Origin of the sequence: uncultured Campylobacter sp., from assembly GCF_938045405.1 — a bacterium.
Taxonomy (GTDB): Bacteria; Campylobacterota; Campylobacteria; order Campylobacterales; family Campylobacteraceae; genus Campylobacter_B.
The window spans coordinates 1-12,497 of the sequence record NZ_CALIMW010000265.1; the positions used below are offsets into that span (position 1 = coordinate 1).

General features: G+C 43.0%; 12 protein-coding genes and 2 pseudogenes. 8 read left to right on the plus strand and 6 right to left on the minus strand.

The window, feature by feature from the left end; all coding sequences use genetic code 11:
* Together Q0140_RS11200 and Q0140_RS11205 are read left to right on the plus strand one after the other, a co-directional pair.
* Positions 1-99: pseudogene (locus Q0140_RS11200) on the plus strand (1-(5-phosphoribosyl)-5-amino-4-imidazole-carboxylate carboxylase); the annotation flags it as partial.
* A gap of 96 nt (positions 100-195) precedes the next feature.
* Entirely contained in the window at positions 196-522 is a 327-nt protein-coding gene (locus Q0140_RS11205) for a hypothetical protein (protein WP_297964616.1), read from the plus strand.
* On the opposite strand, the gene Q0140_RS11210 is transcribed toward Q0140_RS11205, so the two are convergent.
* Genes Q0140_RS11210 through Q0140_RS11225 form a run of 4 tightly spaced genes read right to left on the minus strand, consistent with a single transcriptional unit; the run spans position 513 to position 3,299 of the window.
* Positions 513-986, minus strand: coding sequence for a GNAT family N-acetyltransferase (locus Q0140_RS11210; protein WP_297964618.1), 474 nt, complete (start codon positions 984-986; stop codon positions 513-515). The two genes, Q0140_RS11205 and Q0140_RS11210, sit on opposite strands and share 10 nt — an antisense overlap.
* Positions 980-1,888: a hypothetical protein gene (locus Q0140_RS11215; protein ID WP_297964619.1), complete on the minus strand. Its 909-nt coding sequence runs from the start codon at positions 1,886-1,888 to the stop codon at positions 980-982. The genes Q0140_RS11210 and Q0140_RS11215 overlap by 7 nt, the downstream gene beginning before the upstream one ends.
* Positions 1,889-1,891: 3 nt before the next feature.
* Entirely contained in the window at positions 1,892-2,260 is a 369-nt protein-coding gene (locus Q0140_RS11220; RefSeq protein WP_297964621.1) for an ASCH domain-containing protein, read from the minus strand.
* On the minus strand, positions 2,238-3,299 hold the full coding sequence (locus Q0140_RS11225) for a hypothetical protein (protein ID WP_297964623.1): 1,062 nt from the start codon (positions 3,297-3,299) through the stop codon (positions 2,238-2,240). Before Q0140_RS11225 ends, Q0140_RS11220 begins: the two co-directional genes overlap by 23 nt.
* 363 nt (positions 3,300-3,662) lie before the next feature.
* Between Q0140_RS11225 and Q0140_RS11230 the strand changes: the two genes are divergently transcribed.
* Genes Q0140_RS11230 through ttdB form a run of 3 tightly spaced genes read left to right on the plus strand, consistent with a single transcriptional unit; the run spans position 3,663 to position 5,522 of the window.
* The gene (locus tag Q0140_RS11230) at positions 3,663-4,004 is read left to right on the plus strand and encodes a DUF2809 domain-containing protein (RefSeq protein ID WP_297964625.1); all 342 of its coding nucleotides are present in this window, start codon (positions 3,663-3,665) and stop codon (positions 4,002-4,004) included.
* 10 nt (positions 4,005-4,014) lie between these two features.
* Complete coding sequence (gene ttdA / locus Q0140_RS11235) at positions 4,015-4,914, plus strand: L(+)-tartrate dehydratase subunit alpha (protein WP_297964627.1); 900 nt, start codon at positions 4,015-4,017, stop codon at positions 4,912-4,914.
* Complete coding sequence (gene ttdB / locus Q0140_RS11240) at positions 4,911-5,522, plus strand: L(+)-tartrate dehydratase subunit beta (protein ID WP_297964629.1); 612 nt, start codon at positions 4,911-4,913, stop codon at positions 5,520-5,522. The genes ttdA and ttdB overlap by 4 nt, the downstream gene beginning before the upstream one ends.
* Before the next feature lie 116 nt (positions 5,523-5,638).
* Here ttdB and Q0140_RS11245 read toward each other — a convergent pair whose 3' ends face one another.
* On the minus strand, positions 5,639-6,913 hold the full coding sequence (locus tag Q0140_RS11245; RefSeq protein WP_297964631.1) for a citrate transporter: 1,275 nt from the start codon (positions 6,911-6,913) through the stop codon (positions 5,639-5,641).
* Positions 6,914-7,050: 137 nt separating this feature from the next.
* Between Q0140_RS11245 and Q0140_RS11250 the strand changes: the two genes are divergently transcribed.
* Entirely contained in the window at positions 7,051-8,028 is a 978-nt protein-coding gene (locus Q0140_RS11250; protein WP_297964633.1) for an asparaginase, read from the plus strand.
* A gap of 62 nt (positions 8,029-8,090) precedes the next feature.
* Complete coding sequence (locus Q0140_RS11255) at positions 8,091-8,750, plus strand: GntR family transcriptional regulator (protein ID WP_297964635.1); 660 nt, start codon at positions 8,091-8,093, stop codon at positions 8,748-8,750.
* A gap of 434 nt (positions 8,751-9,184) precedes the next feature.
* On the opposite strand, the gene Q0140_RS11260 is transcribed toward Q0140_RS11255, so the two are convergent.
* A complete protein-coding gene (locus Q0140_RS11260) occupies positions 9,185-10,354 on the minus strand; it encodes a sugar transporter (protein ID WP_297964637.1) in 1,170 nt (389 codons plus the stop codon).
* Between the two features lie 780 nt (positions 10,355-11,134).
* Here Q0140_RS11260 and Q0140_RS11265 point away from each other — a divergent pair.
* Positions 11,135-12,497 (plus strand): annotated as a pseudogene (locus Q0140_RS11265) (pyruvate:ferredoxin (flavodoxin) oxidoreductase); the annotation flags it as partial.

Here is a 12,497-nt window from a genome sequence, read left to right on the forward strand (position 1 = left end):
CTAGCGATGCTAAACAGCTGTGCTAACGGCGTCAGCGTCGTAAATATCGACAACGGTTTTGGCGCTGCGTACAACGCGAGCCTGATAAATCATCTATAAATTTACGCCAGCGCGTAAACGAATAAGCGGCCTAAATTTGAGTGCGAGAGCCTATCGATCACAGAAGCAAACCGCAACAGCTACCAAGCCATAATAGTGCAGTGGCACAATAGCAAATACGGTAAAGATAAACAAGCGAAGATCGGCGGCGGAGAGCAAACCTATAAGCTAAATATCCCCGAGCCAAAATCAGACAATGAAGCCTTTAAAAAGGGCGAAGCCAAGCTAAACGAACTACAACGCGGCGTAATAAACGGCTCGCTTGCCGCCACTGGTAGAGAGCTAAGAGCCGGCGGAAAACTAAAAATAACCGGCGTAACCGGACTTGAAAATGTAAAATTTAGTATTAAAAGCGTATCGCATAATCTAAACACTACAAGCTATATGATTGATCTGGGGTTTGAGGGGCAGAATTATATCTGATTATAAAAATACTCTTTTTTGTCTTTTCGGTAATACCCGTCTATAATGTCTGTAAGTTCAAATCCAAAGTAATCAAATACTTTTTTAAATTCTATTAATTTTTCTTCGGACACTGTCAGGAAAGGCTTTTCTGTTTCTAATTCTATAAAGCTTTGCTTAAAAAGTTTTATGCCATAACCTTTGTTCTTATAGGGGGGCATAACCGATAGGTGGCATAATTTTTTTTCGTTGTATTTTAATATGGCGAGGCCCTTTAAATTATTATTGTCATGAGAGATTATAATTTTTTTCCTTCCGTCTTTTAATGACGGTATCACATTCATAAAATACCAAATATCAAAGCTTGGATAGTATTTTTTTGTATCTTTAATATAATTGTATAGCGTATATTCGTTTTGTATATCTGCTTTTACGCATTGAACATATTTCAATGTCAGATCAATGGCGCCGTCAAAAACTAACATAAAAATATCCATTTTAACAAGTCATAAATAGCATTAGATATTATAGCCACGACCACTACAATCAATAAGAATTTATATCGATATAAATTTGAATTTTTATGATGAAGGCTTTTTAAGAAAAGTTGATAATTCTCTATCGTGCTATCGTCCGATGTTTTATCTTTAAATTGATAGACCGTCATCCTTCGATTTGCGTAGCTTCCTATATATTGATTCCATAAATTATCTTCTAAAACTCTAAAGCTTTTTATTGGCCTACTTTTTTCGATCAACTCGGTTATAGAATCCAATATAATAAAAGTATTAATTTCTTTAAATTTTATCTTTTTATTTATTTGTTTTATAAATTGCCTATCTAAATTTATTGAGATACCAATCGTTTTTATCGTTTTTATAAACGGATTGGCCATTGTATCCGAAAGAACGGTATCCGTTATCTTATCTCTGATATTTCTAATCCTAAATCTAAAATAGCTATTTTTCTGTTTTTCTTCTACGCTCATTGTTATACTAGAATCGCCATTTATAGTGGTATTACAAAGCTTTATACCTCCGAGCTTGTATTCCCTTAATCTAAAGTCTAATTTGTTTTTATCTAGATGGGTCTCCTCGTTAAATATCATATTCAAGGTCTTACCGTCACAGAGCCTATCTTTTACATCCGCGAATTCTTCCTTAAGTATACCGAATGGAAATACAATTTCTATATTGAAATTTCTGTCAAAATTGTTATACTCTTTTCTAGAAATCAATATTCCTATTTCTATATACGAATGTTCATTGTCGTTTGGCAAAAAAATATTTAAATGCAGTATAGCATCTATCTTGTCGGCGACGTCTGAATCCACATTTATAAATATAGATTGTGTGTACTGCGAATTTGGATTTATTTTCATCTTCATTTTCTAGATATACTTGAACGATTGCGGTGCTACGAATTTCGGATATTGTAGATAAGGGCAAATAGGCTCCTTATATTTATTTACGGACTTAATTTTTATAGCAAACCCCATATTTTTACCGCTAAAATATTGAAAATATCGCTCTTTATCTATGCCGGCGTACAGGTTTGTTTTGTCCCATAGCTCTTCAGGACTTGCTTTTAAGATATCGTCAACTATGAACTCACCTACTATCTTACCGACCGGTTTTGTAGCATATATTTTGATTTTATCAATTTTTCTTTTAAAATTTACTTTTCTAAATTCAAATTGCTTTGTTCCATCAAAAATAGCTTGGACAAATTCCGGCTTAATGGATAATAATGCTGTCATTTACCATACCTTCTTTTAAAATTGCAAAAAAAGCTTCGTCCGTAAGCTTCGCAAAACCCCAGTAGACTTCTTCGTGACCTATAATTTCCCTAATCCTCTTTAAAATAACGCGTCTTTTAAATGATATATTGTATGTCATCTTTATTATTTTTGTATATTTTTTACTGATAAAAATATTTTTTAATTCAATATCGGTAAAAATATTATGCGGCTTGCAGTACCTGACGAAATCATCAAAGTCAGCAAAACCGGATAAGTCTTTATATTCTTCTACAACGCATAAAGAGGTCGCGACTGATGAGTAGTTCGCGCTTTGGGCATTTTCATCTTTTGTTCTATAAATGAGCAAGCAGTCGCCTCTCTTGAGTTGCTCGACACCTTTCATTTCCGTTATGTATACCTTATGAATACTATTTGATTCAGACATATCTTTTAGTATATCATAGCTTTCCGTATGTAGAATAGAGTCCGAGAACATACCGGTATGATATTTCGGGTATATACTTAAAAGATATTTGTCGCTTGTCGCATTAACAGCCGGATAGTCTAGTAGTATATCATTTTTTAGCGCCTGCACACAAGTCGGTATCTTTTTTGTTAATACTAGCTCATTATTTTTTTTGCCGTATTGGGTAAATCCGTATCTTTTTAATAAATCTATTAAAGGCGCTTGTTTTTCGAAAGCTGTTACGTAAATATTATAAATATTATTTGATACCGCAAAATCAAAAATCTTTTTTACAAAACGCTCTCCTAGTTTTGTGCCGTGTGCATTTATTTTAAAAGTCCCGATCTTTAACCATGGCACATTTATACTAAGCGCCGGTTTTATGTCCGTACTATCTACGGGGTTTTCTATTTTTAAATATAAAAAGGCTACTATTTGTCCATTATCATCGAAAAGCGTATATGCTTTTTCGTTGGCTTTCGCTTTTTTTGCTATCCATGCATCAAAACCTTTATAATCTTGTCTTAAAGAATCAAAAAAGGAATCGGATGTATCGATTTCACGTATATATTTCTCTTGGATATTTGACATTTTAACACCTCTTAAAATTTTTCAAGCAATTGTATCAAAGATTATCTAATTTTATTCTTTTAAAGCCATTGTTGTAATATCGGCAAGGATTTTTAAAAATATTTTTTGAATTTAAAACGATAATTGAAAGATTGAAAAATTTACGTTTCAAATCAAAGTGAAAAATGTGATATTTTAGCCCACTTTGATTTTAAGCGTAAATCCACTTTGATTTGAAACGTGGTTTTACAGCTAAATTTGAAGGCTAAATTTAAAAGGAAAGCGTTGCGAGGGGAGAATTTAAGAGAGCAAAAAAGTATCGCAAGGCTCGCGCAAAAGCCGTAAACAAGGCAAAGCGCGAGGACGAGGCTAGCGTTTTTAGCCGTGGCGGCTTTGATTTTAGCGATCGAAATTTACATAGCGATCTGCGTAAAAGGCGGTTTCGTGCGGCACTACGCGGGTGACGTTTTGGCCGTCATCTTGCTTTACGCTTTGGCGCGGGCTGCTTTTAGCAAGCCGCCTTTAAATTTGCCGCTTAAAATTTTCGCGTTTGCGGCAGCCTTAGAGCTCGCGCAGTATTTTGGCGCGGTGCAAATTTTAGGCGTAGAAAATAAAATTTTAAAAGTAATGATCGGCGGGACGTTTGATCTTACCGACCTGCTCTGCTACGCTGCGGGCTGCGTTCTGGCAGGCGCCGCCGAAAAATTTGAAAGTAAAAACCGGTAAAGGAGAAGCGATGGATAAACAAAAAGCCGTTCAAAAGATGACCGAGGTTATGGCGAAATTCGTCGGCTACACGGGCAAGGTGCTGCCTGACGACGTGACGGCGAAGCTGAGCGAGCTCGCCGAGCGCGAGATGCAGCCGCTGGCGAGAGAAATCTACAAAACGATGTTTGAAAACCAGCGCCTAGCTAAGCAGCTAGACCGTCCGTCCTGCCAGGATACGGGCGTGATCCAGTTTTTTGTGCGCTGCGGCGCGAACTTCCCGCTCATCGGCGAGCTTGAGGAGCTGCTGCGCGAGGCCGTACTGCGAGCGACGCGCGAGGCTCCGCTGCGTCACAACAGCGTCGAGACATTCGACGAGTACAACACCGGCAAAAACGTCGGCAAGGGCACGCCGAGCGTCTTTTGGGATATCGTGCCGGGTAGCAGCGAGTGCGAGATACACACCTATATGGCGGGGGGCGGCTGTAGCCTGCCCGGTAAGGCGACCGTGCTGATGCCGGGCATGGGCTACGAGGGCGTCGTGAAATTCGTCATGGACATAATGACCAGCTACGGCATAAACGCCTGTCCGCCGCTGCTAGTGGGCGTAGGCGTGGGTACTTCGATCGACGTGGCGTCCTTGCTATCCAAAAAAGCGCTGATGAGGCCGCTTGGCTCGCGCAATCCAAACGACCGAGCCGCGCTAACCGAAAAGCTGCTCGAAGAGGGCATAAATAAAATCGGCCTGGGCCCGCAAGGCATGAGCGGCGCAAGCTCGGTCATGGGCGTGCATATCGAAAACTGCGCCCGCCACCCAAGCGTCATCGCCGTCGCCGTAAACGTGGGCTGCTGGTCGCACCGCAAAGGCCATATCGTCTGGGACGAGCAGCTAAGCTTTGCCGTAAAATCGCACAAGGAGTTCGCGCTATGAGTAAGAAAATTTTAACCACGCCGATCGGCGCCGAGGATCTGGCGGATATCAAGATCGGAGACGTCATATACCTCACGGGGCACATCGTCACCTGCCGCGACGTGCCGCACAGACGCGTCGTGCAGGAGGGCCGCGAGCTGCCGCTAGACATCAGAGGCGGCGCTATCCTGCACGCAGGGCCGATCATCAGAAAAACGGGCGAAAAAAGCTTTGAGATGGTCTCGGTGGGGCCGACTACCAGCATGCGGATGGAGAAATTTGAGCGCGAGTTTATCGCTAAAACGGGCGTGCGCCTGATCGTGGGCAAAGGCGGCATGGGCGAGGGCACGATGAGCGGCTGCAAGGAGTTTGGCGCGATACACTGCGTATTTCCCGCGGGCTGCGCAGTGGTCGCCGCGACGCAGGTCGAGGAGATCGAGAGTGCGGACTGGACGGAGCTTGGGATGCCTGAGACCTTGTGGAAGTGCCGCGTGAAGGAGTTTAGTCCGCTCATCGTCTCGATTGACGCGCACGGAAACAATCTTTTTGAGCAGAATAAGGTCAAATTTAACGAGAAAAAGGACGCGGCGCTAGCTGAAATTTTACCGCAGGTCGGGTTTATAAAGTAAAATTAAACAATATAAATTTACTACACTGCCAATTTTTTTTAAAATATTTGGATTTAATAGGCCAAAGCTTAACCGTCGGCTAGATTTAGCCGACGGTTTATGCAAATTATGCGAATTTAAAATATCGAAAATATAAATGACAAAATGAATAATACCAATAGTCCAAATAGCATATTTGGGCGTTGGAATTTATTCGCCGCTTTTAATTCCGATCCCGGAATTACCGGAATTACGGTTGCTAGCGCTGCGACGGGACCTCCCGTGAGATAATATTGCATCATAGCGCTACCGCCTGCAGCCATAACGGCTAACGATAAAGGCGTCGCTGTACCTAGCGAAAGAGCGGCTTGCAAAAATGGTATGGTTATGGCTACTGACGCAGCATTACTCTGGGTTACAAAACCCGCTAACGCCGATACTATTAGCATACTTTGTATAGGTGCATGAGTTAGCATCGGAGTAAAAATTTGACCGATAAGATCAGCCAATCCGATTTGCTTTATAACACCGCTCATAAATAAAAAGCCTATCGTAGCCACAAGTGGAGTAGCTATCTTGCCGACACCTTCTAGCATATTTTTCTCGCCTTCTTGAAAATTTAAAACGGAAAGTAAAATCGTAATAATCGCACTTGCAATACCTACTACAAAGACTGGAAATCCTGCAATGAAACCAATGAAAAGCACAATAAAAGGCAAAAACGCTTTCCAAACCGGAGCTTCGTCAGCCTTTGCTTCAAATTCTTTTGAAATGCGCTCGATATCCTCTTTGCTAAGCGTTGTGCCGCTTCGTATTCTTTTTAATCTAAAAAAAGCGCAGGCAAAAACACAAAGTCCGACGAACGTACCTATAACGTTAATTAGTCCGAATCCGATATTCGATACCGCTACGACGGCTACTTGTGTAGGATGGGTAAAACCGCCGTAGTTGCCTAAAATACCGGCATGTCCATGGATACCGGCGGATTTATTAGGATCTACTCCAAGCTTCACGGATGCCGTACCGGTTATGACTGCAGTAATAGCCGGTTGCGTAAAACCGGTAAGCATACCTATTACCGCAGCCGCTATACCGCCGGCAGTCGCTACACCTACGCCGCCACCCAGTCTATTCCCTAATCTTACAATACTTCGAATAATTACTTCCATGAAGCCACTTGCTTGCATAACGCCGATAAACATTAAAATTCCTGTCATATCGGCAATAACCGGATTTAAACTTCCGATAATAAGAGAGGCCAAAGATACGACATTTTTTGGTCCTGCTACCGGAAATCCTGCTACTAGCGCGCTAATTGCCGAACCGACTATAGCCGTAGTATATAACGGCGTCTTACCGCTTATCATTAAGATAAGCGTAAAAATCATGACGCATTGAGCTGCGACTAACATTGTCAACTCCTTTTTAAAAATTTCATTGAGCATTATAACATTTTTTCAAAAAATTATATATAATATTTAGTATTTTATATTGAAAAATTTTAAAATATGGTATAATTTCCCAAACTAAAAAAGCGAAGGAGCAAAAAATGTCAAAGCCAAAAATTGCAATTGGTGCGTTGGGCGGTACGATTTGTATGAGTGCGAACGGTGGACAAGGCGGAGTTAAACCTAGCTTTAGTGCAGAACAGTTAGTAGGCGCGATACCTGCCTTAAAGGAGATGGTTCAACTAGAGGCTAAAACCTTGCTAGCTCTTCCTAGCGGTAGTTTAAAAATACAAGATCTCGTAGAAGTTTATAAATGGGCGAAAGAGCAGATTGCTAAAGGAGCAGTAGGCGTAGTCATTACGCAAGGAACCGATACGTTGGAAGAAAGCGCATTCTTTTTAAATTTAGTTTGGGATGAGCATGCTCCGTTGGTTATTACCGGCGCTATGCGAAATGCCGATTCTATTAGCTCGGATGGTGCCGGCAATATATATGCTAGCGTGTTAACCGCTATTAGTCCGCAAAGTAGAGATCGGGGTGTGCTGGTAGTACTAAACGATACGATTCATAGTGCACTATGGGTTCATAAGAGCAATACCTTTTCTCTGCAAACTTTTGTATCGATAAATGCCGGTATTCAGGGGCTTGTGATAGAGAATGGAGTAAAATTTATAACTCCTGCCGTATCGCGTCAAATTTATCCTTTGCCTGACGTCAAATTTCCTAAAGTAGAGATTATACAAAGTTATTTGGGTTGTGACGGCGAGATGATTGAGCTCGCCTTACGTGCTAATTTTAGTGGTATCGTAATTAGTGGCGTAGGTGCCGGACACGTATCATACGATATGGTGGATAAACTAAGAGGTGCTCAAATTCCGGTCGTCGTCGCTTCTCGCACCGGTAGTGGGATCTGTGCTACTAAGACATACGGTTATAAAGGCTCAGAGATGGATTTACAAAATATCGGTTGTATAATGTCTGGCTGGTTATCGCCGATTAAATCAAGACTTTTACTGATGCTTTTGCTGGCAAATAATATGAATTTAGAACAGATAAAAAAAGAATTCGGAAATTTCTAAGGCGCCGATCCGGATTGTTTTTATATTATTTTTGTATAATACTCCTAAAAAACGGAGAAGAAATGATACATCTCAATTCAGATCGTCCCATCACCACGACAGAATTTATAGTCCATAGCCTTAGTCAAGATATTTTAAACGGAAATATAAAATCCGGCTCCAAGCTGAAACAAAATGAAATTTCAAAGAGGTTTAACGTTAGCGCTACGCCGGTAAGAGAAGCGTTAAAAATTCTAACGGCAAAAGGACTGATCAGTTTCGATCCGTTTAAAGGCGCAATTGTAAAAGGGCTTTGCTATAAGGAAGCAAAAGAAATTTATGAACTCAGAATTTTATTGGAAAGTAAACTTATAACGGATGCGTTTGAAAAATATAGTACCGAATATCTACAAAAAGCGATTAATATCCAAGAACAGATCGAGACTTGCACGGATTTAAACGAATGGGCTTTGTTAAATGCTAATTTTCATCGGTGCTTTTGGCAGAGTGAAAGCGGTAGTAGGACGTTTAATATCGTCGAAACCCTTATAATGGCGGCAATCCCATATGTTTCACTGTCTTTGTTTTATAAAAAAACTCATATAAAATCCTCAAATGAGGAGCACAAGGCGATAATAGAAGCGTATCAGAAAAAAGACTTAAAAAAGCTAATTCATCTCAACACCATGCATACGAATAAGACTAAAAATATTTTGGAAGATGCGATAAAAAACAGTCTTTAAGTATTTTTTAAAAAAGTATGAAATCCGCGCTGCGGCAAACTTGTTAAATTCTTATCAAGATTAAATTTATGTCCACTTCTACATCAACCAAAACATTTCCCGATCAAATAGCTTCTAAAATTGCTTTTTAAAATCACATAAATTATATCAAGGGAGAATTGATAAAAAATTTTAAGGCTTTATCGATCGCAGCGATACTGACGCTAAATTTAAGCACTTCGGATATTACGCTTGATGGCAAGGACATGGCGCCGTAAGAAATAGCGCAGATTATAAACGGCGCAACTAGGCGCGAGATTAAATTTTATCTGCAAAATTTAGCTAATCGCGTGGATAAATTTTAAAAATTTAGACCCATAACGCTGCTATTTTCTAAAATACAAGATTTAAAAATGATACTCTCGAGCTTGTCAAAAATCTTTCGTAAATTTAGCCTACGCGCTATTTTTCTGCGCGAATTTCACGCTTGCATAGAGGTAGCTTGCAAGCCCTAGCGCACCCAGTATCGCGCCCGCCTCGCCTATGTGTTCAAGCCCGAATCTCGTTGCGATTTGATGTCCCAAAAGCGCTCCGCTGCCGATGCCTACGTTGTAAATTGCCGAGTAGATCGATATCGCGACGTCGGTAGCGTCGGGAGCCAGCGCCAAAACCCTAATCTGCAAACAAAGCCCAAAGCCGAAAATCCCCACTCCCCAGACGAAAGCTGCGAGCAGCAGCGCTACGTCATTTGCGACAAAAGCTTTTAGCGTCAGCGCCGAGGCCAAGATAAAAAGGATCGAGCAGATCAAAAAGGCGTTTGGAAAATGGCGATAAAGCTTTGAAAAAAGCACGCTCGCAGCGATTCCCGAAGCGCCGAATGCAAGCAGGACGTAGGTTACGAAGTGATCGCCTGCGGGATTAAATTTCGCCACGAAGGGCTCGACGTAGCTGTAGGTCGTAAAATGCGCGCCTACGATCAAAAACGTAAGCAGATACAAAGAAAGCAGCATCGGGCGCTTTGCAAGCATCGGCAAGCTCGCAAGAGAGCCCGCGCGGCGGCTTGGCAAAAACGGTAAAATTTTCCAAAGAAACAGCGCCTCGGCCGCCGCAAGCGCGCCGATTGCAAAAAACGTAATTCTCCAGCCGAAAAGCTCGCCGACCACGCGCCCCAAAGGAAGCCCCAAAACCATCGCTAGCGAAGTGCCCAAAGCCAGCATGCCGATGGCCTGCGAGCCTTTATTTATCGGCGCTAGACGCACGACGAGCGATGAGGTGATCGACCAAAAGATCGCATGCGAAATCGCGATGCCAAGTCGCGCGATTACTAAAACGGCAAAATTCCACGCAATGGCCGCTAGGACATGGCTTAGCGTAAATAGTACGAAAAGTCGCAAAAGTAGCCTCTTGCGCTCGAGCTTTGAGGTTAGCAGCATCAGCGGCAGCGAAAGGATACTCACCGCCCACGCGTAGATCGTGATGATTAGCCCCGTGCTCGTAACGTCCATGCTAAAATCCGCCGCAATGTCGCTTAGCAGGGCCACGGGGATAAATTCCGTCGTGTTAAAAATAAAGGCGGCAAACGCCAGCGCGATAACTCTCGTGTAGGCGATTTTATGAACGTTCATCGGTTCTCTCTCCGGCTTTTAAATTTAGACTTTAAATTTAGCGCATTTAGCGGTTTTTAGCTTTTCGAGTTCTGCTTGAAATTTTAAAATTCCGCGCCATATATACGTGCCACGCCTTGGGCTAAATTTCAAGCGGGAATTATAGCTAAATTTATCCTCCGCGCAGCTTGCGGAAATAGAATTTACGCTCAAAACGCAAAGTCGCATGGGGTAAAATTCACACAGCGATCAATCAATGAAAATTTAAAATGAAATTTGCGCTGCGCTCGGTAGGAGGCAATAAAATTTCTTGTATTTGGCAGAATGCGCCGAAATTTTATATACCGCGATGTTATAAGCCATAAATAAAATTTTGCTATGTTGAGCTTGGATGCGTATGGCGGTTGAGGTTTTGTAGTGGCTAAATTTTATTATCCAGTCTTGTTGCGATATGAGGTCTTTTTATCTTGTGGTAGGTGCATTTTTAAATTTCTTAATTTTCGCGCATTCCCGTCATTTGATATTTAGGTTAGAATTTCAAGCCAGACGGCTAAATTTGCATTTAATCTCTACCCGCTGCTTACGATCTGCGCTTAAAGTACGCAAAATTTTATTTTCAAAGCGGATAGGGACCATGTCTCAAATGGTCCTCAAGACTCGTCTCAAACCGCCCGCAGATCGCGCTTGTAGCCCGCCTGCTGTGACAAAGCTTTAGAATTTTATTCGGTTTGCGAAGCATTTAAATTTTTAAGCAATAAATATGTAAAATTAGCGAAATTTGATAATTCCAAAGGACGAAAAATGGCAAAAGTTATGAAAACGATGGACGGAAACGAGGCGGCGGCTTACGTTTCATACGCCTTCACCGAGGTCGCGGGCATCTATCCGATCACGCCTAGCTCGCCTATGGCGGATTACACCGATATCTGGGCATCGCAGGGTAAAAAGAACCTCTTCGGCATGCCCGTTAAGGTAGTCGAGATGCAAAGCGAAGGCGGCGCGGCGGGCACCGTGCACGGCTCACTCCAAGCGGGCGCGCTTACGACGACGTACACCGCATCGCAGGGGCTTTTGCTAAAAATTCCAAATATGTACAAGATCGCAGGCCAGATGCTTCCGGGCGTCATTCACGTTGCGGCGCGCGCGCTTGCGGCGCAGGCGCTCTCCATCTTCGGCGATCACCAAGACGTCTATGCCTGTCGCCAAAGCGGCTTTGCGATGCTTGCAAGCGACAGCGTGCAGGAGGTGATGGATCTGGGCGGTATCGCGCATCTTGCGGCGATTAAGGGGCGAGTGCCGTTTTTGCACTTTTTCGACGGATTTCGCACGAGCCATGAAATTCAAAAGATCGAGGTGATGGACTATGCCGAGTTTGATCGCTTGCTCGATCGTGAGGCGGTGCGTAAATTTAGAGAGAACGCGCTAAACTCCGAGCACCCTAAAACTCGCGGCACGGCGCAAAACGACGACGTATATTTTCAGACGCGCGAGCTAGTCAATAAATTTTACGACGCGCTTCCGGACATCGTCGCGGAGTATATGAGCGAAATTTCAAAGATCACCGGGCGGTCGTATGCGCCTTTCGTCTATTACGGCGCAAGTGAGCCGCAGCGGGTGATCGTCGCGATGGGCTCGGTCAATCAAGCCCTTGAGGAGGTGGTCGATCATCTAAACGCGAAGGGCGAGAAAGTAGGCGTGCTAAAAGTGCATCTCTACAGGCCTTTCAGCCTCAAATATCTCTTCGCCGCGATGCCTAAAAGCGTGCGTAAAATCGCCGTGCTCGATCGCACAAAGGAGCCCGGCAGCCTCGGCGAGCCGCTGTATCTGGACATAAAAGCCGCTTTTTACGGGCGCGAGGACGCTCCGCTCATCGTGGGCGGCAGGTATGGGCTAAGCTCTAAGGACGTCGATCCTGCACAGCTAATCGCCGTGTATGAAAATTTAAAGGCGGACGAGCCTAAAAACGGCTTTACGATCGGCATCGACGACGATGTGACTCATCTATCTCTACCCGTGGGAGATAAAATTTCGCTCGGCTACGAGGATGAGACCGAGTGCCTGTTTTATGGCCTTGGCGCGGACGGCACCGTGGGCGCGAATAAAAATTCCGTCAAAATCATCGGCGATAAAACCGATCTTTACGCGCAGGCGTATTTCGCCTACG

Excerpts from the sequence above, each read along its gene's own strand:
- Q0140_RS11225 (WP_297964623.1), bottom strand. The coding sequence starts at position 3,299 with ATGTCAAATATCCAAGAGAAATATATACGTGAAATCGATACATCCGAT.
- ttdA (WP_297964627.1), top strand. The coding sequence starts at position 4,015 with ATGGATAAACAAAAAGCCGTTCAAAAGATGACCGAGGTTATGGCGAAA.
- Q0140_RS11220 (WP_297964621.1), bottom strand. The coding sequence starts at position 2,260 with ATGACAGCATTATTATCCATTAAGCCGGAATTTGTCCAAGCTATTTTT.
- Q0140_RS11255 (WP_297964635.1), top strand. The coding sequence starts at position 8,091 with ATGATACATCTCAATTCAGATCGTCCCATCACCACGACAGAATTTATA.
- Q0140_RS11260 (WP_297964637.1), bottom strand. The coding sequence starts at position 10,354 with ATGAACGTTCATAAAATCGCCTACACGAGAGTTATCGCGCTGGCGTTT.
- Q0140_RS11210 (WP_297964618.1), bottom strand. The coding sequence starts at position 986 with ATGTTAGTTTTTGACGGCGCCATTGATCTGACATTGAAATATGTTCAA.
- ttdB (WP_297964629.1), top strand. The coding sequence starts at position 4,911 with ATGAGTAAGAAAATTTTAACCACGCCGATCGGCGCCGAGGATCTGGCG.
- Q0140_RS11215 (WP_297964619.1), bottom strand. The coding sequence starts at position 1,888 with ATGAAGATGAAAATAAATCCAAATTCGCAGTACACACAATCTATATTT.
- Q0140_RS11245 (WP_297964631.1), bottom strand. The coding sequence starts at position 6,913 with ATGTTAGTCGCAGCTCAATGCGTCATGATTTTTACGCTTATCTTAATG.
- Q0140_RS11250 (WP_297964633.1), top strand. The coding sequence starts at position 7,051 with ATGTCAAAGCCAAAAATTGCAATTGGTGCGTTGGGCGGTACGATTTGT.